Origin of the sequence: Rouxiella badensis, from assembly GCF_002093665.1 — a bacterium.
Taxonomy (GTDB): domain Bacteria; phylum Pseudomonadota; class Gammaproteobacteria; order Enterobacterales; family Enterobacteriaceae; genus Rouxiella; species Rouxiella badensis.
Genome location: NZ_MRWE01000030.1, coordinates 1 through 24,036 on the forward strand (window position 1 = coordinate 1; position 24,036 = coordinate 24,036).

Below are 24,036 nucleotides of genomic sequence, written 5' to 3' on the forward strand. Positions count from 1 at the left end.
GTATTGTCATAATCAACAATGTTTATCAATTAAAACTATTTAAGAAAATTTGGCTTAGTGGTTATCTTCGAGGGTAAATGACGTTCTTTATTAACGGGTGTTTCTTATAACAGAGGTGAGTCATGTCGATAATAGAGGTAGAGAGTAAAGATATTTATAATGATACTTTTTTTCATACGTTACAGCATTTGAAATCAACGGAAGCCTATCGTCATTTTCTCGAGTTTTCGCGTAGCGCAGGCCATTTCCCTCTTGCAGATTTCCAGAATGAAAAGATTGAGGTCTGGTGCAGTAATGACTATCTGGGAATGGGGCAAAACCAGCAGGTTATCGATGATTTTAAGGCGTCAATTAGCCGATTTGGCGCGGGCTCCGGTGGCTCAAGAAACATCTCGGGAAATACCACCGCCCACGTGGCGTTAGAAAAGAGATTAGCCGATCTTTATCAGCGTGAAAGTGCGCTGGTATTTAATAATGGCTACCTGGCGAATACAGAAAGTCTGAGCGTATTGATTGGGCTGTTTGATAACATTAAAGTTTATTCCGACGAGTTAAATCATCGCTCTATTATTGAGGGGCTTAAAAAGAGCAAGGTCGAGAAGTATATATTCAAACACAACGACTTGAAGCATCTGGAAATAGGGCTTTCTCTGGAACCCTTTGAACGTCCTAAAATCATTGTGTTTGAGTCTATTTATTCGATGGATGGCGATCTGGCACCGGTTGAAGAAATAGTCCGTCTAGCCAAGAAATACAACGCGTTGACCTTTATTGATGAAACCCACTCCTTCGGCGTATTAGGGGAACGGGGATTAGGCCTGGTCGAAGCATTGCACGTCCGCGACGTTGACTTTATTCAGGGCGGATTTGGCAAGGCGATTGGCACCTCGGGAGGCTTTATCGTCGGCGATCGTGATGCGGTTGACTGCATCCGCAGTCTGGCACCGGGCTTTATTTTCACTACCTCGTTACCGCCAGCCTTATTGCACGCGACGTTGACCAGTATTAATCAAGTTGTCGCCAGTCCAGAACGTCGCAACAGGCTCTTCCAGAACGTGCGTCATCTGAAAGGCGCGTTACGTCGGCAAAACATCGATTTTATCGATGCCGAGAGCCATATCTTGCCGATTATTATCCCCGGTCTGGCCAGAATTAAAGCCGTCTCCGACCAACTGCTTAAGCAGTTCAAGATTTATGTGCAGCCTATTAATTATCCCTCCGTACCGCGCGGACAGGAGCGTTTTCGCGTCACCGTGACGCCCGATCATTCCATTGAACAGATCGAACGTTTCGCCGCTGCCCTAAAAAATACACTCGACCTTGCCTGAGGAATACACGATGAGAATTGAAAAAGTTAGCGATCATATTGGCGCCGAAATTCATGATGTTTCCATTCGCGATATTCGTGTTCCTGAGGTTCGTGACCGCGTATTGCATGCATTGCATGAGAATGAGCTGCTTATTTTCAAAGGACTGGATATTTCACCGGCGGAACAGGTTGAGCTGGCGCAGGTTATTGGCGAGCCGGTCCCGTTTGTGATGAGCCAGTATCGTCATCCTGAGCATCCTGAAATTATGATTTCCTCAAATGAAATCGTGAACGGTAAACCTTACGGCGTGCCGCGAGTCGGCAATTTCTGGCATCAGGACTCGTCGTATACCGATAATCCGACCACCTATACGCTGTTGCACGGCATTAATATTCCCGAGTGGAGTGGTGACACATTATTCTCGAGTGCGGGCAACGTTTACGACCGGCTTTCCACACACTGGAAGGATAAAATAGCCGGACGTGACGCGGTTCATACGGTCAGAAAACGCTTTAAAATCCGCCCTGAACATGCCGGCTATTCGATTACCGAATTGATGAAAAAGGCCGACGAGCTTCATCCTCCCGTGACTCATCCGCTGGTAAAAATCGACCCCTACACCAAGCTGCCTTATTTGTACGGTGCCAAGGACTATCTGGACTACGTGATTGGGTTCGATGCCAATGAAAACCACGAGTTTCTCAATCTGGTCGAAGAGTTAGTGACGGATCCCGCGCACGGCTACCGCCATAAATGGACCCAAGGTGACCTTCTTCTGTGGAAGACCGAGACGGCCTACCATGCGGTGACTGACGTCGAAGACAACCAGTCACGCACGGTTCACCGAGTGGCGGTGAAATAATGACGCGTGCAGGCATCACCGCGTTTGAAACTGTGATCCCGCCGGGCAGCCTGTCCCGGCAGGATATTGCACGGCTCTCAGGCGTAGAAGCCAAAGAGTTGGAGGAGATCCTTCCCGCCCCCGCGCTCTCGGTATTTGCTGCGGATAAGGCCGACTGGGAGTATGCCACCGAGGCGGCAAGTCGAGCTCTGGAGCAGGGCGCAGTGCCCGCCTCGCGGCTGGGGTGGATTATCTACTGTGGCTCCGGGGTATGGGATAAACCCTTCTGGTCACCCGCCGCCAAGGTGGCCGAGCAGTTAGGTGCCCATCAGGCGCACTGCTTTGAAGTGGTCAACTTTTGCAACGCGGGGGCGACGGGAATCGCCATTGCCAGCGACAGGGTCAACGCCAATCCTGGGAAGGTCGCGCTGGTGGTTATCTGCGACAGGCTAAGCGGTCTGATTGACCATTCAGACGCGGCGTCACGCGCCTTGTTCAATTTTGGCGACAGTGCGACGGCCCTGCTGATAGGCGTTGACCAGCCGCTGCTGACGCTGACCGCCTGCGATATGCAAACAGACCCTTCCTGGTGCGATATGTATCAGGGGGAATACCGTGAAGGGCGGGTACTGGCGCGTAAAAATAGTGTGCGTAAAGGCCTGCTACAGGTGTACGTCGATATGCTCAGCAAGCTGCTGGACAGCAGCCTGTCAAAAGCGGCTACTCGTCTCGATGACCTGCGTTTTTTGCTCATTAATCAGGGAGATATTAACGTTCATCAAGCTCTGCTTACGCGGCTGGGGCTGCCCGCCGAGCGCAGTGTCTTCAACTATCACACCAACGGTCATCTGGGGGGCGGTGATAACTGGATAGCGCTCCGCCAGTTGCTGGCGGCGGGGAAGTTGAACAAGGGTGACAGACTCGCGCTGGCCACCAGCGCCATGGGCTTCAGTTGGGGAATTTCGCTGTTCGAGGTAACGCGATGAAGATACTGATTTTGCATCAGGCACCGTTTAAGAAGATGCGCTATGACCTGGTTATCGATCACCAACAGCATCAGGTTACCTACATTGGCCTACAGCAACATCTGAATGATTTGCCTGAGGCGTTGCACCTGCAAAAAATCGTGCTGCCGCCCGGTTCAGAAAACGCTCTGGTGTCGGCGGTTTTGGCGCGGGTCAGCCCAAGCGACGGCTATGCGTCGCTGTTGGCCCTGTCGGAATACGGCATTCTCGAGGCATGCCAGATTCGCGCTGAACTGGGGATCCCGGGGCCGTCCTATCAGCAAATCGAGCGGGTTCGCGACAAGGTCAAAATGAAACAGCGGATAGCCGAGCAGGGAACGCTGCGTTATCCCCGCTTCATCGAAACGCCCGAACAGGTCGCAGGCGGCGGCTGGACGGGAAAAACCATCAGCAAGCCGCGCGACGGGGCCTCCAGCCAGGGTATCGTCCTCCATGACAGCTTTTCGCAGGCCGTTGCGCACCTTGAGTCAACAACCGGCTGGGCCAACTATGAGCTTGAAGAGTTTATCGAGGCACCGCTTTATCACTTTGACGGCGTTGTGGTTGCCGGAGAGGTCAAGCACCTGTTGGCCAGCCGCTATATCAACTCTCCGCTGAAGTACCTTGCCGGAGTACCGGTCGGCTCGTTTCAGGTGGCGCTCAACGACATTTTCCGAACGTTTATCGACCAGGTGATTGGCGCACTGGAGATCCGCCGTGGCTGTTTCCACATCGAGGCATTTTACGACGGCAGGGCGTGTATCTTTCTTGAGGCCGCCAACCGGCTGGGCGGGGCGCGTATCGTTGAGACGCATCAATTCAGAACCGGCGTGCATCTTCCCTCGGTGGAGATAAGCGACTATCTCGCGCTTCCCGCGCCGCGTCATCAGCCTGACTCAACGCAGTATTTTGGCTTCGTGCTGTATCCCGCTCACCAGGCGCAGGACGCCAAAACGCTCAGCATACCGGAAAGCCTTTTGTGCAGCCCGCATCTGGTCAGCTTTCAGCGCGGAGGCGGGCAGACGGGAACGCTTACCTACAACGAAGATCTCCTCCCGCTGTCACTGATTGCTCGTGCGGACTCTCCACAGCGACTGCAACTCTTCCTCCAGCGATGTTTAACGGAAATTTCTGCGCACTGAATTAGCCCTGAACATTCACTCATCCAATCACTTTGGTGGAGCGACACTATGCAATTTATCAGCGATCGAATTATTACCCTGGCGGCACTCTTTGACGATTTGCAGCACAATACGCAATGGGCAGAGACGCTCACGCCGCAACAGGCGCAGCAGATTAACGCGCTGCTGGATGCGACAGCGTTAGAGCAGGCGGTGCAGATAAGGTTGGGCAATCTGCATGCGCTTCCTTGGATCTACTATCCCGCCAACAATGAAGTTACCGAGCTGTTGCCGCTGGGGGCGGTGACTTTAAGGAGCGCGAGCCTGGAAGGCGAGGTGCGCGGCGTGCTACTGGCCTGGCTCACCGGCAATCAGGTCACTGTGGTCAGCCCGTTTACCCACTTTTGGCAGCAGCTAACGGCAAGGGCATCGCGCCTGAAGGTGTTTACCCCCTTTAACATTCGGCTGGAGGCGGTGGCAAAAGACCCGGCGACGGTGATTGTTATCCCGGCGCAGGCGGCGTTGCAAAACGTCGGGGGCCGCTATCAGGTCACTCCAGCAGGCCGAACGGCCTATGCGCTGTCGATAGATTTACTCGACGCGTGGAGCGCAGCGCTGATTGTTAAAGTGCACCACGCGGGGGTCTCACTGAGTGAGGCTCGCAGCCAGCTGAGTGTTGATGAACGTCGCCAGCGACTCGACAGTCGTCTGCGTTTCCTGCTTTACAAAACTCGACGTCTCCCGCATTACCAGCAGACGCCGCAGCCGCAAACCCTCGACCAACTGCACCAGCTGCCGGTGTTAACCAAAGAAGCCCTGGAGAAAGAGTCGCCGCCTTATGGCCGGGGGATGGCGTCGGACGCACTTCCGTCCGGCGAAGTGCTGGTGTCGGGGTCCAGCGGCGGCAAGACCCGTTATATTCCCTACTCGCGCGATGACTGGCAAAGCATGATTCATGAGGCGGTACAGACGCTGTATGACGTCGGGCTGGCGGCGGGCGACAGGGTGGTGAACACGCTTTACGGCGGGCACATGTACGGTGGAATGTTGACCTCGTCGCAGGAGCTGGCGCTGATGCCGGTCGAGTCGTATACCGTGGGCCAAAACATTACCCCGCAAGAGTTGGTTAACCTGCAAAAAACCTTTGGCATCAATACGGTTATCGGCATTCCCAGCCTGCTCGACACCTTGCTCACGCAGGCAAAAGAGATCAATCCTCAGTTCAGCATCGAAAAGGTGATTTACGGTGGGGCGCTATGGCCTGAGCACCGCAAACAGTGGCTGACCGAGACGCTGGGGATCAAGACGTTTCACAGCATTCTGGCGGCCAATGACGGGGCGCAGATTGGCTATCAGTCAGGGGCTTTACAGGGCGTCGATCATTATCTGGTCGATGATTATAACTATGTTGAAATCGTCGATGACCACGGGCAGCCGGTCGCGGAGGGAGCGCGCGGGCATATTCTGCTGACCAATTGGCAGAAGTTTGAATATCCTCTAATTCGCTACAAAATCGGTGACGTTGGGCGCATTCACCGACAAGTGAACGGTGAGCGCGTGCTCGAGTTTCTCGGGCGCGGCGACGGTCTGATTGTTCTCAATGGCCGTAAGGCACTTTACTATCAACAAGTTGCCGATGTGCTGTCGGAGGAAGGAATAGGGCAAATTCAGCTGACCATTAGCCATCGGGGGCATCAGGAAACGCTGCAGGTCAGCGTTGAGGCTGCACATCCGGTGGATGCGCAGGCGCTGGAGCAAAAATTGCAGGCGGCGCTGCCGTCGCTGCGACCGGGTGACGGCGTGGCCATCGAGCTGCTGGATTTCCGCGTCAGGGTCGTTCAGGTGCAAAAACTGGCTCGTCATCCGGTCAGTGGCAAAATTCGGCTGGTTGAGGACCTGCGTTTTTCACCTTCCGGGGAGGTCGCATGATCCCTGCCAATACATTCCCGGCGCTGGGAAATAGCTTTTTTCCTCAGGAAACACTGTTGATGGGGGCCGGGCCTGTGCCTCAGCCACCGTCGGTGAAGCAGGCGAATACCCACATTGCCAGCCACCTGGGCCAGAGAATGAATGAGGTGGTTGAACAACTGAAGGCGATGGCACGCTATGCGTTTCAGACCACCACCCCCTGGGTTTTTGGTCTGTCAGGGCCGGGTTCGGCGGCGGCAGAGATGGCCATCGGTAATCTGGTTCATCGCCGCTCGCGCGTTTTGGCCATCAGCTCAGGGCATTTTGGCTTAAGGATGTGCGAAATGGCGCGACGTCATCAGGCCAAGGTGGTGCTGTTCGAATTCGACGGCAGGGAGGCCTTTCCGCTGGACCGGCTTCGTGCGTTGCTGGAGCAACAGGTTTTTGACGTGGTTACGCTGGTCCACGGCGAAACGTCGTCAACCACGCTGAACCCTGATTTGCCAGAGATTGCCGCGCTGTGTAAAAAACAGCGGGCGCTGGTGGTGGTCGATACGGTTTGTACGCTGGGAACCACCGAGGTATTGATGGACAACTGGCAGTTGGACGTGGTGTTTTGCGGTGGGCAAAAGGGCCTGTCGTCCATTCCCGGCGTGTCGTTGATTGCCTTCTCGAACGAGGCGTGGGAGCGCGTCGTTCAACGCACCTTTACGCCAACGCAGTGGTGCTATGACGCCCTGCTGGCGAAGGAGTTTTGGCATCACCACCGTTATCATTACACCGCACCGGTCAATGGTATTTTCGCCCTGCACGAAGCGCTGCGCCTGCTGAACGAAGAAACATTGCCGCTGCGCATTCAGCGTCATCGCCAGAGTTCGCAAGGCGTACAGAAGGTTCTTCTGCAATTTGGTTTAACGCTGGCGGCACCGCTGCCAACGCGGCTGGACGCCGTCGTTGGATTTCAGCTGCCGGTCTGGTTATCCTCTGTGGCGTTGATTGATCACCTGTTGTCACAGCATCAGGTCGAGATTTCAGCCTCATTCGGTTCACCGCTGTTACGCATCGGTCAAATGGGCGAGCAGTGTCGGACGGCAAACGTACTTCGTTTGGTCACTGCGCTGGGTGAATCACTTGATGCATTAGGGCATCCCGTCGACCTGGTCGGCGCCTTAAAGACCGTATCGGCGCAGTATGGCCACAGGGAGTTGTTGCAATATGATTAGGAATTCTTTTTTATGGCCGTTGTTTATTCTGGATTTTATTCTGCATTTTAGCAGGGCGCTGACGTTTACATTTTTCCCCATTTATCTTTCACATACCCTGGGTTTTAATCCATTACTGACCGGCTATGCGCTGGGCGGAAGTCTGGTGACCGCCACGCTGGTAGGGGTCTATTGCGGGATTCTGATTGACCGCTTTACCCCACTGCGTTCACTGCTGCTGGCCATCGTGGTTTCTGTGCTGGTGTATAGCGTGCTTCCGGCGTCTCGTCAGTTTGCGCAGGTGTTCTTGCTGCTGGTGATCATCGAGGTGGCGTTTACCACCATGCATCTGTCGGTGAAGTCGCTGTTGACGGGATTATTGCCGTCGGGGCAGCGGGGGGCGGCCTACTCGATAAGTTATACGCTGATTAATATCGCTTTTTGCAGCGCGCCGATACTGGGTATCACCCTCAGTCACTTCGCTATACGCGCTCCGATGTGGCTTTCGGGGGCGCTCAGCGTAGTTTCTTTGCTGATTCTGCTGGCCGTTTATCGCCGTTATCGCGCCCATCTACGGATAACGCGTCCACAAAGCGGGCAAAAAACCGGTCTCAGGCAGACCTTTAAGGTCTTAGCCAGCGACAATCGTCTGCAACTTTTTACCCTCGGTGGATTGTTTAGTGCGCTGGTTTATGCACGTTTTGCCACCTACCTTTCGCAGTATCTGGGTTATGTGGTCAGTGAGTCGGAGGCGCTGAGGCTGATTACGCTTATCGTGAGTATTAACGCCGCAACCGTTATTCTGCTGCAATACGTGATAGGCAAAAGGATAACCCATAAAAATATGGTGTTTAGCGTGATGATTGGCAGCGGGTTATTAGTCAGTGGATTGTTGTTCTATCAGGTCTCGGAGCTGACCATTTTCTGGATTATTGCCACCGTGCTATTTTCACTCGGAGAGGTGATTATCGTACCGTCCGAGTTTCTGTTTATCGACGCCATCGCGCGGGAAGATATGAAAGGGGCCTACTTTGGCGTCCAAAATATCTCGATGCTGGGCGGTGGGGCGAACGCTATCCTGTTTGGATATTTACTGGATAGCCATCTCGCCCGACCTGCGGCAATATTCTATTTCCTGATGGTGTTTGCGGTGCTTGGCTGTGCCCTTTATCTGATAGGCATCCGGCAAAAGCGGGCCGTTGCCGTGGTGGATGAGTCATAGCCTCAGGCTTTTAGCCTAAAATAAATTCAAAGTTGTCATGCAGGCATATCTGCTGTAGCTGACCGAGCAGCGCCGTGGGCAGAGGAACGCCGTTTTTGCTGCGTTCACGGTGCTGCCGATTCTCCGGATCGCCCGCCACTAACACCGGGCGTTGCACATCGCTTGGCGAGGTGGCGTGCAGGGTATCGATAATCTCGTCGAGGTCCTGCTTAAAACCGTTCTCCGTGCGGAAGGCTTTGGGGTCTAGCACCAGGAAGAAATGGCCAACGTTCGGCATGCCTTCTTTGTCGTTGGTGGCACCAAACGCTGCACCGGCCAATGGACCCGCGAGTATCTGCGCCAGCATCGCTAAACCATACCCCTTGTGACCCCCGGTTTCCTCTGCACCACCGACCGGCGTCAAGCCGCCTTTGGGGGTCTGAAAGATGTTATTTACCGCCAGCGCGCTGTCGGTGACCGGCTGACCGTTTTCATCAATAACCCAGCCTGACGGCAAAGGTTTGCTATAGAAATCATAAACCTTGACCTTGTTGGCCGCGACAGTGGTGGTGGCCATGTCCAGCACGAAATCGGCGTTTTTTCCGGCCGGGGCCGAAAAAGCAATCGGATTGGTGCCCAGCACCGCTGAGGCTGCGCCGGTCGGCACCAAAATCGCACCGCGGGTGGTGCTGGTGACCAGGCCTATCAAACCCTGTGAGGCGGCGTAGCGGGCGTAAAGACCGGCTGCGCCAAAATGGTTGGAGTGACGTACCACCACGGAGGCGAGGCCGAGGGTTTTTGCTTTCTCTACTGCCGTTTTTATCGCCAGCAGCGACGTGGCGTGGCCCAGAGAGTGGCCGCCGTCAATGACCGCCGTTGCCGGCGTTTCGTTGATAATTTTGGCTCGTGCGGCTGGTCGCCACTTGCCCGCCTGAAGAAGACGATGATAGTGCGGCAGCATCGAAATACCGTGTGAGTCGATGCCTAATAGGTCGGTTTCAATGATAAGCTCAGCCGTCTGAGCGGCAATATCATCGGGCATTCCCCAACCGGTCAGAATAATTTCAGTCTGCTTTCTAAGAACCTCAGCTTGAAAAGTGGGTAATTGACGCATTGTTATTTCTCCAGTGTGAATATAATTTTTGTGATAATAAATGAAAGAAATTATTTTCTATTTTTTCTTTAGTGTTTAATTAAGTGAAATATACAGGGCCGTATTTTTTGTTATTGTTTATTTATTTTTTCTGTGGCCGGTGAACAACCAAGGGGCTGGGCTTTACCCCCCCTAGACATTAGTAGGCACTGCACGTATTTCCCAAACTAAAAAAATGGCTATCTATTTGTGAATTTTAGAAAAGCGATAGGGCACGAAATCATTGCTTATCTGTTTTTTTATCGTAGCATGAGAATTAGCTCCATTATCCTGGCTCACGGCTATTGAAACTGACGCTGTATCATTAATGGTACAGAATTATTAATCATTTGAATCATTCTCCACCGGGTGATATCGAATTAATCGAATAGGTTATCAACGTGTTTGCTATTAAATCCCCCCTTACTTATCTCCATCAACCCGGTTTACGCGCCCACGTTGGTGAATATATTTCTTCACTGGCTAAGAACATTGCGATTATTACCAGCCAGACGGCATGGAAGTCGGTTAATCCTGAGCTTGAAAACAGCCTTCAGTCGCACAATATTGCCTATCAGGTTGAATTTCTTAAAGGTGAATGTACCGAAGCGGCGATTGCCGAACATGCTGGCAAAGTAAAAGCGCAGGGGGCCGGAGTTGTATTAGGCATTGGCGGAGGCAGAGTGCTGGACACCGCGAAGGCGGTAGGCAATCGGCTCGACAACGTTGCCATCATCACGTTCCCGACGATTGCCGCGACCTGCGCAGCCTGGTCACCCGTGACCGTGTTGTACAACGAAGCCGGTGGGCAGGTGGGCGGCCTGCCGTTGCACCGAATGCCGGAGCGCGTTTTTGTCGATACCGAAGTGATCGCTAAAAGTGACGTTCGTTATCTCAAGGCCGGTATCGTTGACTCATTGGCTAAATGGTACGAGTTCCGCCCGTATCAGCAGAAAAGCGCAGAAAGCCTGGCGCTCAACTTCAAGGTGCAGGCGGCGCGCTATGCGGCCGAGGTGTTTGACGAGTTTGGTCGGCAGGCGGTAGAAGACAACCTGCACCACCGCGTGACGCCGGCGTTGATTAAAGTTATCGATGCCAACATCGCCGCCGCGGGCATGGCCAACAGCATGCGGGATGAATTCTCGTCGCCGGGCGTGGCGCACGCCATTCATAACCGTCTGACCCATCAGCCCGAGGTGCACGACTGGCTGCATGGCGAAAAGGTGGGCTTTGGTCTGCTGGTTCAGTCATATCTTGAAAGCGGCAGTGAAAAAGCCGACGCAAAACTGGTCGCGCTTTTAAAGCAATTCGATGCCCCGCTGCAACTTCCCGAGCTGCACGGTAATCGTGCCGAGACTCTGCGTGTGATTGCCGAACAGGTCGAATTCCCGGCTCAGGTTGCTGCACGGTTGCCGTTTGTCTTATCGCCCGCCACGCTGTTGAAGGCGTTGCAGGCAACCGAAAATACGGCTCCCAGCGCGCTTATCCTGTCCGAACGCATCCAACGGGTGACGGTTTCGGGGATTGCCAAGGCCAAACAGCTTACCGATAGCCTGAAGGAGGCGGGGGTCGATATTTTGGATATGACCACGGGCGAACCCGATTTCGACACCCCGAATCACGTCAAGCAGGCGGCCTATGCCGCCATCGAGCGTGGTGAAACCAAATACACGGCGGTGTCAGGCATCAAGCCTTTGCGTCAGGCGGTGCAGCGCAAACTTCAACGCGAAAACCATCTGGCGTACGACATCGACCAGATTGTTATCGCCAACGGGGCCAAGCAGATTATCTTTAACACTTTCGCCGCTACGCTGAATAAGGGAGATGAGGTATTAATTCCCGTACCGTTCTGGCCCAGCTTCCCGGATAGCGTGCGTTTTAACGGCGGGACACCGGTATTGCTATCCTGCCCGGTTGAGCAGGAATACAAGCTGACGCCCGCACAGCTTGAACAGGCGATAACGCCGCAAACGCGTTGGCTTGTTTTTAATAACCCCAGTAATCCGAGTGGGGCGGTCTATGATCGGACCGAACTGACGGCGCTAGCGGAGGTTATTCGCCGCCATCCGCAGGTCTGGGTATTGCTCGACGAACTCTATGAGCACGTGCTGTTTGACGAGCGCGAGCATCTCGGCCTGCTTAACGTTGCCCCTGACCTGCGCGAGCGTGCGCTATTAGTCGGCGGTGTCTCTAAAACCTATGCCATGACCGGCTGGCGCATCGGCTACGCTGCGGGTCCGAAAGCGCTGGCGCAGGCGTTGGCGCTGGTGCAACTGCAAACGACGTCGGGCGCCAGCTCGGTGAGTCAGGCCGCGGCGGTGGCGGCCTTTGACAGCGGCCTTGACTTCCTTAAGCCTCAGGTCGCCGCCTACCAGTACCGTCGCGACGTGCTGGTTGACGCGTTGTCGAAAATTGAGGGCCTGAAGCTGCTGTCGCCGCAGGGGGCGTTCTTTGTATTCTGCCAGTGTGAAGGGCTGCTCGGTCGCCAACGTCCAGACGGCAAAGTTTTAGCCAGCGAGGCGGACGTGGTCGAGTATATTCTTGAGAACGGTGTCTCAGGCGTCGGCGGCAGCACGTACGGATTATCGCCTTATTTCCGCCTGTCGATTGCTACCGACAATGCCACCGTGGAAGAGGCAGGGCGGCGCATCACGGCAGCCATTGAGCGGCTGAAATAAACGCGTAAAAGCGCCGCACTTCCTGTGCGGCGTGTATTGTTAACCCCGATTAATGAGTGAGGCAGCGATGCCTCACTCATTTTTGTTAATGCTTGCTCACCCAGACGTCGTAGGCGTTTTCAGGGATCTGTCTGAAGGTACGGAACCCAATGCCGTGTACATAGGACGCGGCGGCAATCTCGTCGTCCGGAGCATAGAGTGGAATCACCAGCGCCTGTTGCAGGAGGGCATAGTTCTGCAACTGACTGTAAATGGCTTTACGTTTAGCCTCGTCTAGCGTTTGTGCCGCTTCATTGAGCCATGCCGAGACTTTGGGATCGTCGGTGCGGCTGTAGTTAATCGCTCCTCCGGCGTTGATCGGCAGGTAATGGTTTTCGATGTCCAGACCGTCGGTATCGTCGTGGGAATTGGCGATGGAGCCGTAGTTACCGTTTTTGATGTACTGGAAGTAGGTGCCGGGATCGACGTAGCGGATCTTTAGCTCAATCCCTAGACGCTGGCGGGCCTGCGCCTGTAGCGCCTCCAGCAGCACGTCGCGCTGGTCACGCACCGTCACCTGAGACTGGACAACCAGAATGCTCAGACGTGCGCCGTTTTTGGTACGAATGCCGTCTGAGCCCTTGGTCGTCCAGCCTGCTTCATCGAGCAGTTTGTTCGCCAACTGCGGATTGTTGCCGTATTTGCCTTCAATGCTTTTGTCATAAAGCGGGTCGATGGGCGAAGTAATCCCCCAGCTGTGAATGCGGTGGCCGCGATAAATAGACGTCAGAATACCTGCAACGTCAAGCCCTTGCAGCAGCGCCTGACGCACGTTCAGCTCCTGCGTTGGGCCATCTTTGACGTTCAAAAACAGCGAGTAAGGCGTGCCGGTATTCGGCGCACTTTGATAGCTATAGTCTGGGTTGTCAATGAACTCTCCGGCGTCGTTACCGGAGATACCCTCGATGGCATCCACCTGACCGGAGAGCAGTGCACCGGTACGCACCGACGACTCTGGCAGAATGCGGTAGGTGATGCTGTTGAGGTAAGCCGGTCCCTGATGCGCAGCATTGCCGGAGGACCAGTGATAGTCCGGGTTACGTACGAAGACAATCTGCTGATTCTTGTCCCAGCGCTTGAGGATAAAAGGCCCGGTTCCCGCGATATCGGTACCGCCCGACTTCAAATCTGCCGCCTTCCACGAGGACGGAGAAATAAGTTTCAACCAGCTAATATAAGACAGGAACGGGCTATAGACCGCCTTGAGGGTGACCACCACGGTATAATCGTCCGGCGTTGCAATATTGGCAATGCGCGAGCCTATCACGCACATTGTTGAGCCGGCGCAATAGGTCAGGTTCTGAAGATTTTTAAAGTTCTCGGCAACCGCTGCGGCATTAAATTTCTCGCCGTTCGAAAATTTCACGTCCTGGCGTAAATGGAAGGTATAGGTTTTATGGTCTTTACTAATTTCATAGCCGGTTGCCAGCCATGGAATATAGCTGCCGTCGGCTTTACGCGCCAACAGCGATTCAAACGCCGCTCGCTGAACTAATTCCACTTTGGTCTGCCCGTTAAACTGTGGATTCAGCGTCGTGGGGTTGGTTTCAATGCCCCAGATAAAATCTCCGCCCTGTTGCGGTGTTTGCGGGGAATTATCGGCGGCATAAAGAGGATGGAGGGCGGAAATAACGAGTAAAGAAATTGCACTTATTGAATATTTCATAAAGTTCTCATCAAAAGATCAGGCAATTATTCCCGAGGGTGATAAATAAGAAGAGCTAATCATGGTAATTACGGCTTATTCAAAGAGACGGATTATTATTGATGAGCGGGTTTTATGAGTAAAATCACAATAATTGCTTAGGAATGAAAATAAAAAGCTTAGGTTTACGTTATTGAGGGTGAGGAATAGAGGTTTTATTCCCTGACGCCGGAAATACTTTAGCGCCAGGGAAGGGGGTATTCATTTTCAACGATGATAGCAATCAGGCGGCTTTTACCGCACGGATTTTCTTCTCGCTAACGGCATTTTCAGCATCAGGCTGGATTTCTGCTTTGTCTGATTCGGCGTTGGCATCAGCATCAGGAACCTTGCTGGTGCGCAGAATATGCTGAACCGCCTCTTTCTGCTCGGCAAAGAACAACCCCATGCTTTCTGCCTGCGTTTCGTCTAGCTCAAGGTTACTCTGCAATAACCAGTCTGAGAACGCTTCGGCCATGTCGAGCATTTTGTCATAGGCATCGGCTTCTTTTTTACTGGCAAAAGTCATTTTTTCTTCACCTTTTCTAACGACAACAAATTTTGTTTCAACAGCCATGGCTTACTCCTTATACTGTAATTATGTACAGTGTATCAGAGGCGCGTGAAAAGTGCAGCCTCTGATGGCAATTTTTGTGAGGCGAGCAAGGAATTCGCCGACGGTTCGCCGGGGAGTTGTTGTTAGAAGGAATAACGTCATTCTGGCATTATGTTGGCCTGATTCACCGGCCATTCAACGGATGCCCGGCTTTTTTATGCCTTTTTAGGGCAGGTGTTTCCATTCTGATTACAAAGACATTATTGTTTATTGCGATAACAATCACTCTATCTCGCGCCCTTGCCCGCGCGACTCGAAGGAATGAATTTAATGACCCCACAGATTGCGTTGCTGGTTTTAAATACCCTTACTGAAGAACATCAGGCGAGGGTGGCGCAGGCCTGCGACGCCACCTTTGCGCAGACCGACGAATCGCGCGCTACCGCTATTCGGGAGAAGGGCGCTGAATTTAGGGCCGTGCTTACCATTGGGCTGCTTGGCCTGACGCGTGAAGAGATGGAGGCCATGCCGAAGCTGGAGATTATTTGCTGCATGGGCGCGGGGTACGAAGGCATTGATATTGAGGCCGCCCGAGCGCGCGGCATCGTGGTCGTCAACGGGCGTGGCACGAATGATAACTGTGCGGCCGACCACGCGATGGGGCTGGTCATTGCCACCGTGCGTAATTTCCGCAGACTCGACAAACTCTGCCGTGACGGCGTCTGGCGGACCTCCATTCCTCAGCCGACCAACGTGTCGGGTAAACGCATGGGAATTTACGGATTGGGCACCATCGGCGAGAAAATCGCCAGACGCGCGCAGGGGTTTGATATGGCGATTGGCTATCACAATCGGCGCGCCAAGGCAGACTCGGCCTATCGCTATTTTGATAACCTGCTCGACCTCGCTGCATGGTGCGACATTCTGGTTTGCGCTGCCCCGGGCGGTGCCGAAACCAAACACAGCATTGATGCTGCGGTGCTGGAAAAACTCGGGCCAGAGGGTTATCTGATTAATATCGGGCGCGGCAGTTTGGTCGAGACGTCTCTCCTCGCCGCGGCACTGCGCGACGGGGTGATTGCGGGGGCGGGAATCGACGTCTATGAGACCGAACCCCAGCGCCCCGAGGCATTACTGGACCTCGACAATCTGTTGATTACGCCGCACCTCGCCGGTTGGTCACCTGAGGCGACGCAGGCGCAGCTGAGTCTGTTCCTCGCCAATCTTGAGGGGCATTTCACCGGCAGCGGCGTGCTTTCACCGGTCTAAAAAGGCGATTATTCGCCAGGCTTGTCTCCCCGCTCCGGCACTTCCTCGGAGAACCGGGCGGTAATGGCATCGCGCTCATAGCCTTGTCGCTCGGTCAAAATGTGGTAAAGCTCTGGACGACGGCCGTGGATCCAGCGGCGTCCGGTGCTCATGGCCATTAACGACAGGTCGAGGCTGGCGCAGACCATCGCGTCGGCTGCCGCGCAGGTTTCGTCAATAATGCGGCCGTAAGGATCTAAAATCATCGCATTGCCGGTACGCACTTCGTCATCGTCAGCCCCCACGCCGTTGCTGAATAAAATAAACAGTCCGTTGTCGTGGGCACGGGCCGGTAACCAGCGCAGCAGCCATTCCCGACCGTTCGCGCCTCTAAAGGCGGCGGTAATCTCCTCTTTTCGGCTTTCTCGCTGCTCCCACAGCGCGACCGCAATAGGCTTCATACCGTGAGGGCTGCGCGAGTGGGTTCCACCGGTCTGATGAGGCGCTAACAGGATATCTGCTCCCAACAGCGCCGTCGCGCGTACGTTTTCGACCAGGTTATTATCCCAGCAGATCAGTATTCCCACCTTCACGCCCCATGGGGTATCAAAAACCGTGAAGCTGTCGCCGCTGCTGATGGCCGGGTGCTCAAAAGCATGCAGCTTGCGGTGGGCGTGCAAAGTACCGTCCGGCAGGCAGGCGACGTAGGTATTATAAAGGCGCCCGTCATCCGCGCGCTCAATCAGCCCGGCACCAATCAGCATTTGATGCCTGATTGCCAGAGAGCGAATTAATGCCACCGAGGTGCCGGTGTCGAGAGGTTCAGCCAGCGCGTGGACCTGCGCCGACGTCAGTTTGGGCACGTGCCAGTATCCCGTGATGCACATCTCGGGGAAGGTCAGGATTTTCACGCCCTGAACCGCCGCCTGTTCGATAAATTTCTCCATCATCAATAAGTTGTATTTTTTATTGCCCGCCTGATGCTGAAACTGTACCACGGCAGCTTTTAAAGACTTTGATTCGCGCATTTCTGTTCTCCTAAGGCAGTGAGAGGGATTATTTACACCGCTAGTAGAGCAGGGCGGCTGATAACTTTATAATGAAAGCTTTTCGTCTCCTGATAACTTATTGGAATGCAAAAATGAATCTGCGGTTGCTCAAAGCCTTTGTGACTCTGGCAGAGAAGGGGAATTACGCCGACGCAGCGCAGACGCTGGCGGTCTCGCAACCGGCGTTGACCAAACAGATCAATCTGCTCGAGTCGACGATTAATGTGGCTCTTTTCTCACGCGGAAGGCAGGGCACCTCACTGACTGCGGGCGGGAAACGGCTGCTGCCCGAGGCTGAGAAGGTGCTCAAACAGGCGGGGTTATTTTTGCAGCGTGCCGAGGGTGTCGCGAAGGGTGAAGAGGGCATGATGGCAGTAGGGTTTGGGCTCTCGAGCTTTACCTTTGCGCCGCAGTGCATTGCGCATTTTCAGCGTCATTACCCTGGGGTAAACGTTTCGCTGGAGGATCTGCCGTCTTCGCAGCAGGAAGAAATGCTGCAAAGCGGCGTGCTGCAGGTTGGTTTTGTTCGCGTTCCGCCGAAAGCACCGCTGGAGTATCGCGCGCTGTTCGAGGATAGGCTGGTGCTCGCCGTGCCGGAAGAAAGCGCATTAAACGTGGAACAGTGGCTGGCAAAACTGCCGTTACTCAGGCTTTACACCGAACGAGGCCGTGGACTGAACCTGCAAACTGACCTGTTTTTGCAGGCCAATCGGCTTCATCCGTCTTCAAGCCAACAGGTAGAGGACATCCAGACTATCGTCGCGCTGGTGGTTGCAGGCATTGGCGTTGCGCTGCTGCCGCAAAGCGTTGCCCATATTGCGCCGACGGGATTTACGATGGTGCCGATTAGCAGTGAAACCAGCGCTTGGCAGGTGGGTATCGCCTGGGACGGACAGGCGGAGGACCGTATTCGCGACAATTTTATTGCGACAATATTTTTGCAGTAAACCCGACAATGCCATAGAGGAAGTGATACACGACGCCTCGAGAAGGGGAGAATTAAATGCGTCGGCGGTGCGGCGCGAGCTTGTCCTGCTGATTTGCGCTTATTTAAGCGATGACTCAAAAAAATATAAAGCCTGACTTAATTGATAAGGTATACGACAGTTTTAATCGCTAACCCTTGTGAGAGTAGGCGTGGCGTCCCATTTTTGGAACAGGGGAGGAGATTGTAGCAACAGCCCTGTTTTTTCAAAGTGTGCTTGCGATCCCAATAGCAGAGAGTCACTTCAATCTCCCCCTTCTCTTAAGGCAAATTCAATCTAGCATTACACATAATTTTACATTATCTTTACTAATGTGTTCATTCGCTCCATATCATAAAAAAATTGCTTTCCATCATGAGGGTTAGATATGAAATTAAAAATGGCACCACGCATTCTTTTGTCCTGTTTGGCTCTGGCCATGATCCCCTCTGCAAACGCAGCGACCGCAACCGGGACATTTCAGGTACTGATTACCATCCTCAAATCCTGTTCCGTAACGGCAGGGGCATCCTCAAACATTAACCTTGGCTCAGTCAATGCGGGGGCAACGGCTGCCGCAGGCAACAGCACTATCTCTGTGGACTGCTCAAGAACCACGCCTTATTACATCGGTCTGGCACCTTCCAGTACCAATGGCGGAACAACCACCGGCTCTGGCTCTATGTCCTCGGTTGCTAACTCAACAACCAACACCGACAAAGTGCCCTATCAGTTGAACCAGACCTCCGCAACGGGTGCCGTCTGGGGTAACACAGCGACCTCGACGAATGTCGGTAATGGCGTGGCCGGAACAGGGACCGGGGCTGCACAAACTTATACCGTCTACGCGACAGCAACCAGCACTAACTTTGCCCCTGACAGCTACGCCGATACCGTCACTGTCAACGTGAATTACTGATTCAAAAAGGTTCAATCCAGGAAAGGAGATGACGTTGAAATTGCTTGTGCGGCAGTTTGTTTTTGCATGCCTGCTAGGGACGGCGGTTTGGGGAACCGAGGCTGCGGCCAGCGGCCTGCAGGTTTCCCCGGTAAGTTTAACACTGACAGGCAACCAGAATGCCGGCGGCCTGTGGTTAAGCAATCAGGGAGATAATATTGTTAACGCGCAGGTACGTGTCTATCACTGGAGCCAAAGTAACTTTGCCGATACCTTGTCCTCTTCTCAGGGACTGGTAGTGAGTCCGCCTATGCTGACACTGGCACCCGGCGCTCGACAGTTGATCCGTATTATTCGCGTGGGCGCACCGCCAAATAATGTCGAAGACGCCTATCGGCTGGCTATTGATGAACTTCCTCCTGCCACGCTGCAAAAAAATAAATTGGAATTTGTACTGCATTATTCGTTACCCGTTTTTATTCAACCGGCAAGCAATCCTCCTACTTCGGTAAAATTGCAATGGACGCTGAGACATATCGGCAATAGTGATTTTTTGGAAGTTAATAATCAGGGAAATAGCCATGCTCAGCTATCCGCGATTACCTATATAAGCCCTAATGGTGCGCGCAAAGTCATCACCCCTGGATTATTAGGTTACGTTCTTCCTGGAATGACCATGCGCTGGATACTACCCGTCTCTAACGAGTATCTTAATCGCGGTAGCAAAATTGAAGTGTCAATAAATGGCGAAAAAACGCTACAGGATTTGTAATAACCCGCGCCATCTGGTGAAGGTTTTTTTACTGCATGGAATATTAATCTCGTCAGGGGCCATCGCGGAGGTCAATACTCCCGGCGGTCAGCCTGACGGTATTATTAATGACACAGCGCGTATTCCTGGTATTGACCTGTATCTTGATGTAACCCTAAATGGCAATCATTTGGGGTTAGCCCATTTTGGCGATGCCAATGGGAAATTATACGCCAGCGCAAATACCCTGCGGCAGCTGGGATTTCGGCTGCCTAAAGAGGCAACCGACGCCGTTAGCCTAAATAATATTGACCAACTCAAGATAGATTACGACGTTCAGCAACAGACGCTGAATATGACCGTGCCGTTGAGCCAGCTGGATTCCGCGACCACCGAGCTCAACGGGCTTAATATGCAAAGTCCTGCGGCAGCCAAATCGCGCGGCATGCTGCTCAACTACGATCTTTATGCCGCGCAGCAAAACGGCACCACGGCCAACAGTTTTACTGAATTTCGTGCCTTTAACTCCGAGGGCGTATTCAGTTCGACTCAGCTTACCCGCTATTCCGAGCAGACTAACAGCGGTTCTCAGGGCAACGAGTTTAGCCGACTGGATACCAGCTGGCGATCGTCATTCCCCGACAAACTACTGGCTGTCACCGTCGGGGATACCCTAACCAGTTCGCTCTCCTGGTCTCGCCCCACGCGCATTGCTGGTATTCAGATTGGCACCGACTACAGCCTGCAACCCTATCTGCGCACCGCACCGCTGCCGACGTTCCTCGGTTCGGCGACCTTGCCCTCCAGCGTCGAACTGTTTGTTAATGGCATGAAGTACTATAACGGACAGGTGCCGTCGGGTAATTTTGCCATCAATACGATGCCGAATATCAGCGGCGCCGGTAACGCACAGGTGGTGATGACGGACGCGCTGGGCAGAACGACGACACAGAATTTTTCTTTCTATAACGACCAGCAGCTGCTGCGTGAAGGACTCAAGGACTGGTCGGCGGAAGTGGGCGTGGTGCGTAAAAACTACGGTTATGCGTCCAACGACTATGGCAGCACGCCGGCGGCGAGCGGCACCTGGCGCTACGGCGTGAGCAACACCCTGACCACCGGAATACACTCCGAGGCGACAGACGGGCTGGCCAACGGCGGCGTGAGCAGCGACTGGATCCCCGGTTCGCAGAGCGGCACAATTTCCACCTCGCTGGCCTTCAGCACCGATCGGGGGCAGAGCGGTTCCCTTTACAGCGTGGGCTACCGCTGGGCGGGAACCCGTTTCAGCTTTGGGGCCAGTACAACGGCGACCACCGGCAATTATCACGACGTGGCGACGCATTATGGCACTGCGCCTCCCGCACTTAACAGCAACGTCGTGGTGGGTTACGACACGGGTTACCTGGGTAACGTCAGCCTAAGCTACCTGCAGTTTCGCTATCCGCAGGAAAGCGCCATTCGCTACGCCAATGCCAACTGGTTCAAATCGGTGGCAGAAAATGTCTATCTCAGCGCCGGTTATAGCCAAAATATGGATGACAAGAGCGACCGCAGCGTCTATCTGATGGTCTCCGTAACGCTGGATAATCGCATCACCGCCAGCACCACCGTGCAGCGTACCAACAATCAGACCGGCTATCAGGTTAACGCCAGTCAGTCGCAGCCGTCTGAGGGAGGCTGGGGCTGGAACGTGGCCGCCGACCAGCAGGATTCTCAGCAGAGCGGGCAGGGTGAGGTGGGTTATCTGGGGCGTTACGGTAATGTCTACACCGGATTCAACAACATGCCGGATAACCATTATGGTTATGCTGGGGCCAGTGGTTCCTTGGTGATGATGGGCGGCGGACTGTTTGCTGCACGGGAAATCACCAATGGGTTTGCGGTGGTCTCCACCGACGGCGTGCCTGATGTCCCGGTGAAACTGCAAAACAATCCGGTTGGCACCACCAATAACAGCGGACTGCTGCTGGTGACGCCGCTGAACAGCTATCAAAAGAACCTGTTGAGTATCGACCCGATGAGTCTACCGGCCAACACACGTATCACTCGCATTGAGGCCAACGCGACGCCGGGTGACCGTTCGGGAACGCTGGTGAACTTTACCATTGAGTCGGTTCGTGCCGCCCAGGTGGTGCTGACCGACGCGCGCGGCAAGGTTATCCCTGAAGGCAGTCAGGTTCGACTCAACGGTGACCAAAGTCAGACCGTGCCGGTGGGCTTCGACGGTATGGCCTATTTTGATACGCTGAAACAACATAATACGCTGCAGGTGACCACCAATTCCGGTACCTGTTCCGTTCAATTCGATTATCCGGCGAAAACCGAGGGTATTCCACAGATTGGCCCGCTGGCCTGTAAGTAAAGCCAGCGAGGTCAAGGAGTGATTAGGATGCGGTGTAGAAATCTGTTGCTGCTGGCAGGATTGGGGCTTTGCCCAACAATGAGTTATGCGCTTGCCTGTTCGGTAACCAACGTACAGTCCATCAATTTTGGCACGGTTAATCCGCTCTCGACCTCCAGTAGCAGCACCAGCATGACTTTTGGCTACAGCTGTACTCGAGGGGTTCTGGACGGCCTGCTGACCGCCGTCACTCTGTGCTTTAACATTGGTGCCTCGTCCAACAGCGGGCAGGTCACGACGCGCACCATGGCGAATACCCTCACGTCCTCCAATACCCTGAGTTACCAGCTCTATCAGGGGACGTCGAGCGGCACGGTGTGGGGGAGCCAATTTGTGGCGGGCACCACGCCTGCGATGGTCAACCTCTCTTCGCTGGTCGTCGGCGTTCCCTCAACCGGCAGTCTGACCGTGGCTGCGGTGTTGCCTCTGCCGCAAATTTCCGCCATCCCCGGCAGTTTTCAGGATATCTATTCCTCCGCTACTGCGATTGTCACCAGCAATACCGGGCTTCTGGTGCCACCGGGAAGTTGTGGAACGACGGTGGCAACTACCTTTGCCTTCAACGTCCTGGCGACGGTTGCCAAGCAGTGTACGGTTACCCCTAATGGCAACATCAGTATGGGGTCGGTCAATAGTACGGCAACCAATACCACCTCAAGCAACACGTTAAGCGTCGCCTGTAGCAACGGCACGGCGTATACCGTAGGACTGGTGCCATCAAACAGCAGCACCACGGGGAGTGGGGTGATGGTCACCAGCCCGAGCAACGGCGACCAGGTCCCTTATCAACTCAGTTCAACGGCGGGGCCTAATGGTACGGTGTGGGGAAGCGCCTCAACCAACCAGGTCGCGGGCACAGGAAACGGTTCAGCAACCAGCTATACTGTCTATGCCACCGTTCCCAGCGCCAACTATACGCCCGGTAACTATGCGGATACGGTGACGGTTAATGTGACCTATTAGACGTCATAATGATAAAAACAACGCCTTGCAGGAGGTATTTGTGAGCCAGTCATCTTCTTCCCCGCAGTCTATGGGGCGGCGCGCCCTTGAGACCGAGCCTCAATATATTAATTCACCGATGACCTCTGCCGCTGCCTTTTTGATTCTCGCCGTTAAGGACGACAGTCATTCGCTCGCGACCGTTCGCTCGGTCATCGGCAGTACCGACGATCTGATTAAAGATGTGCAGGTGCGAACTATCGAGGTGCAATTTACCTGCAATGTCGGGATTTCCTCTCGCATCTGGAGCGCGCTGAGCGGTAAACCGATGCCTAAAGAGCTTGCGCCGTTCAAGGAAATCAAGGGCGCTAAACATACCGCGGTGAGTACCGAAGGCGACCTGCTGTACCATATCCGCGCGGGCTCGGCTGACCTTATTATCGAGTTTGAAAAACTGCTGCTGGAAGCCTTTGGCGACAGCGTGACCGCCCTCGATGATGTCGCCGGATTCCGCTATTTCAACGGCCGAGACCTGCTGGGATTTGTAGACGGAACCGCCAATCCGGTCGGCCTTGCTTTACCCGAGGCGACGATCGTCGGTGATGAGGATCCTGATTATGCAGGTGGCAGCTACGTGGTGATTCAGAAATACCTGCATAACATGGCGGCATGGCGCGCGCAGAAGGTCGAAACGCAGGAGGCCATCATCGGCCGTACCAAGTTTGACAATGTCGAATTACCGGACGCAACCGAAGGGCAAAAGTCGCATAAGACGCTGTGCACCATTGAGGACAGTCAGGGTGAGTACGATATTTTGCGCGACAATATGCCGTTTGCCGTGCCGGGCAAAGGAGAATACGGCACCTATTTTATTGGCTATTGCCGTTATTTATGGGTGATTGAGAAAATGTTAGAGCGGATGTTTATCGGCAATCCGCCGCCGCTGCACGATCGTATTCTGGATTTCTCTACCGCCGTTTCCGGTGTGACCTTTTTTGTTCCGGCGCGTAAATTCTTGAGCGATCTGGGGGGATGAAATAAACCCTTCATGCTATGAAGCGGCATGAAGGGCCGTTATTGCCGCGGGATAAGGGGATATTTAA

Annotated in this window: 19 protein-coding genes and 1 pseudogene; 16 read left to right on the forward strand and 4 right to left on the reverse strand. The window is 54.0% G+C overall.

The genetic code is table 11. The features are described 5' to 3' along the window. The first annotated feature begins 122 nt into the window (after positions 1-122). Genes hemA through BS640_RS16440 form a run of 7 tightly spaced genes read left to right on the forward strand, consistent with a single transcriptional unit; the run spans position 123 to position 8,608 of the window. Entirely contained in the window at positions 123-1,328 is a 1,206-nt protein-coding gene (gene hemA, locus BS640_RS16410; protein WP_017494385.1) for a 5-aminolevulinate synthase, read from the forward strand. Positions 1,329-1,338: 10 nt separating this feature from the next. Further along, positions 1,339-2,172 carry a TauD/TfdA dioxygenase family protein gene (locus tag BS640_RS16415; RefSeq protein ID WP_017494386.1) on the forward strand — a complete coding sequence of 278 codons (834 nt, stop codon included), beginning with the start codon at positions 1,339-1,341 and terminating at the stop codon, positions 2,170-2,172. After that, positions 2,172-3,137 carry a 3-oxoacyl-ACP synthase III family protein gene (locus BS640_RS16420; RefSeq protein WP_017494387.1) on the forward strand — a complete coding sequence of 322 codons (966 nt, stop codon included), beginning with the start codon at positions 2,172-2,174 and terminating at the stop codon, positions 3,135-3,137. Before BS640_RS16415 ends, BS640_RS16420 begins: the two co-directional genes overlap by 1 nt. After that, a complete protein-coding gene (locus BS640_RS16425) occupies positions 3,134-4,297 on the forward strand; it encodes an ATP-grasp domain-containing protein (protein WP_084912937.1) in 1,164 nt (387 codons plus the stop codon). Before BS640_RS16420 ends, BS640_RS16425 begins: the two co-directional genes overlap by 4 nt. Before the next feature lie 48 nt (positions 4,298-4,345). Further along, entirely contained in the window at positions 4,346-6,205 is a 1,860-nt protein-coding gene (locus tag BS640_RS16430) for a phenylacetate--CoA ligase family protein (RefSeq protein ID WP_084912938.1), read from the forward strand. Continuing rightward, a complete protein-coding gene (locus BS640_RS16435; RefSeq protein WP_084912939.1) occupies positions 6,202-7,407 on the forward strand; it encodes a pyridoxal-phosphate-dependent aminotransferase family protein in 1,206 nt (401 codons plus the stop codon). Before BS640_RS16430 ends, BS640_RS16435 begins: the two co-directional genes overlap by 4 nt. After that, positions 7,400-8,608 (forward strand): MFS transporter, encoded by a 1,209-nt coding sequence (locus BS640_RS16440; protein ID WP_017492179.1) that lies wholly within the window; start codon positions 7,400-7,402, stop codon positions 8,606-8,608. Before BS640_RS16435 ends, BS640_RS16440 begins: the two co-directional genes overlap by 8 nt. A gap of 10 nt (positions 8,609-8,618) precedes the next feature. Here BS640_RS16440 and BS640_RS16445 read toward each other — a convergent pair whose 3' ends face one another. Then, a complete protein-coding gene (locus BS640_RS16445) occupies positions 8,619-9,701 on the reverse strand; it encodes an Ldh family oxidoreductase (RefSeq protein ID WP_017492178.1) in 1,083 nt (360 codons plus the stop codon). 419 nt (positions 9,702-10,120) lie between these two features. On the opposite strand from BS640_RS16445, the pseudogene BS640_RS22390 reads away from it, so the two are divergent. Together BS640_RS22390 and BS640_RS16450 are read left to right on the forward strand one after the other, a co-directional pair. Continuing rightward, a pseudogene (locus tag BS640_RS22390) lies at positions 10,121-10,585 on the forward strand (iron-containing alcohol dehydrogenase); the annotation flags it as partial. A 618-nt stretch (positions 10,586-11,203) separates the two neighbouring features. Further along, positions 11,204-12,397: an aminotransferase class I/II-fold pyridoxal phosphate-dependent enzyme gene (locus BS640_RS16450; RefSeq protein WP_026110563.1), complete on the forward strand. Its 1,194-nt coding sequence runs from the start codon at positions 11,204-11,206 to the stop codon at positions 12,395-12,397. A gap of 85 nt (positions 12,398-12,482) precedes the next feature. On the opposite strand, the gene BS640_RS16455 is transcribed toward BS640_RS16450, so the two are convergent. Together BS640_RS16455 and BS640_RS16460 are read right to left on the reverse strand one after the other, a co-directional pair. Then, positions 12,483-14,102, reverse strand: a complete 1,620-nt coding sequence (locus BS640_RS16455; RefSeq protein WP_084912940.1) for an ABC transporter substrate-binding protein — start codon at positions 14,100-14,102, stop codon at positions 12,483-12,485. Positions 14,103-14,364: 262 nt separating this feature from the next. Next, entirely contained in the window at positions 14,365-14,697 is a 333-nt protein-coding gene (locus tag BS640_RS16460; RefSeq protein WP_084912941.1) for a YebG family protein, read from the reverse strand. Positions 14,698-15,006: 309 nt separating this feature from the next. Between BS640_RS16460 and BS640_RS16465 the strand changes: the two genes are divergently transcribed. Further along, on the forward strand, positions 15,007-15,945 hold the full coding sequence (locus BS640_RS16465) for a 2-hydroxyacid dehydrogenase (protein WP_017492174.1): 939 nt from the start codon (positions 15,007-15,009) through the stop codon (positions 15,943-15,945). An 8-nt stretch (positions 15,946-15,953) separates the two neighbouring features. Here BS640_RS16465 and BS640_RS16470 read toward each other — a convergent pair whose 3' ends face one another. Further along, positions 15,954-16,952: a nitrilase family protein gene (locus BS640_RS16470; protein WP_084912942.1), complete on the reverse strand. Its 999-nt coding sequence runs from the start codon at positions 16,950-16,952 to the stop codon at positions 15,954-15,956. Between the two features lie 113 nt (positions 16,953-17,065). Between BS640_RS16470 and BS640_RS16475 the strand changes: the two genes are divergently transcribed. The 6 genes from BS640_RS16475 (at position 17,066) to BS640_RS16500 (ending at position 23,969) form a co-directional block, all read left to right on the forward strand. Then, a complete protein-coding gene (locus BS640_RS16475) occupies positions 17,066-17,920 on the forward strand; it encodes a LysR family transcriptional regulator (protein WP_084912943.1) in 855 nt (284 codons plus the stop codon). Between the two features lie 406 nt (positions 17,921-18,326). Beyond that, positions 18,327-18,857, forward strand: a complete 531-nt coding sequence (locus BS640_RS16480) for a Csu type fimbrial protein (protein WP_017492171.1) — start codon at positions 18,327-18,329, stop codon at positions 18,855-18,857. 28 nt (positions 18,858-18,885) lie between these two features. Beyond that, positions 18,886-19,608 carry a fimbrial biogenesis chaperone gene (locus BS640_RS16485; protein WP_017492170.1) on the forward strand — a complete coding sequence of 241 codons (723 nt, stop codon included), beginning with the start codon at positions 18,886-18,888 and terminating at the stop codon, positions 19,606-19,608. Then, positions 19,580-21,952, forward strand: a complete 2,373-nt coding sequence (locus BS640_RS16490; protein ID WP_017492169.1) for a fimbria/pilus outer membrane usher protein — start codon at positions 19,580-19,582, stop codon at positions 21,950-21,952. Before BS640_RS16485 ends, BS640_RS16490 begins: the two co-directional genes overlap by 29 nt. Before the next feature lie 27 nt (positions 21,953-21,979). Then, on the forward strand, positions 21,980-22,954 hold the full coding sequence (locus BS640_RS16495; RefSeq protein ID WP_026110562.1) for a Csu type fimbrial protein: 975 nt from the start codon (positions 21,980-21,982) through the stop codon (positions 22,952-22,954). 40 nt (positions 22,955-22,994) lie between these two features. Next, complete coding sequence (locus BS640_RS16500; protein ID WP_241528252.1) at positions 22,995-23,969, forward strand: Dyp-type peroxidase; 975 nt, start codon at positions 22,995-22,997, stop codon at positions 23,967-23,969. Positions 23,970-24,036: the final 67 nt, after the last annotated feature.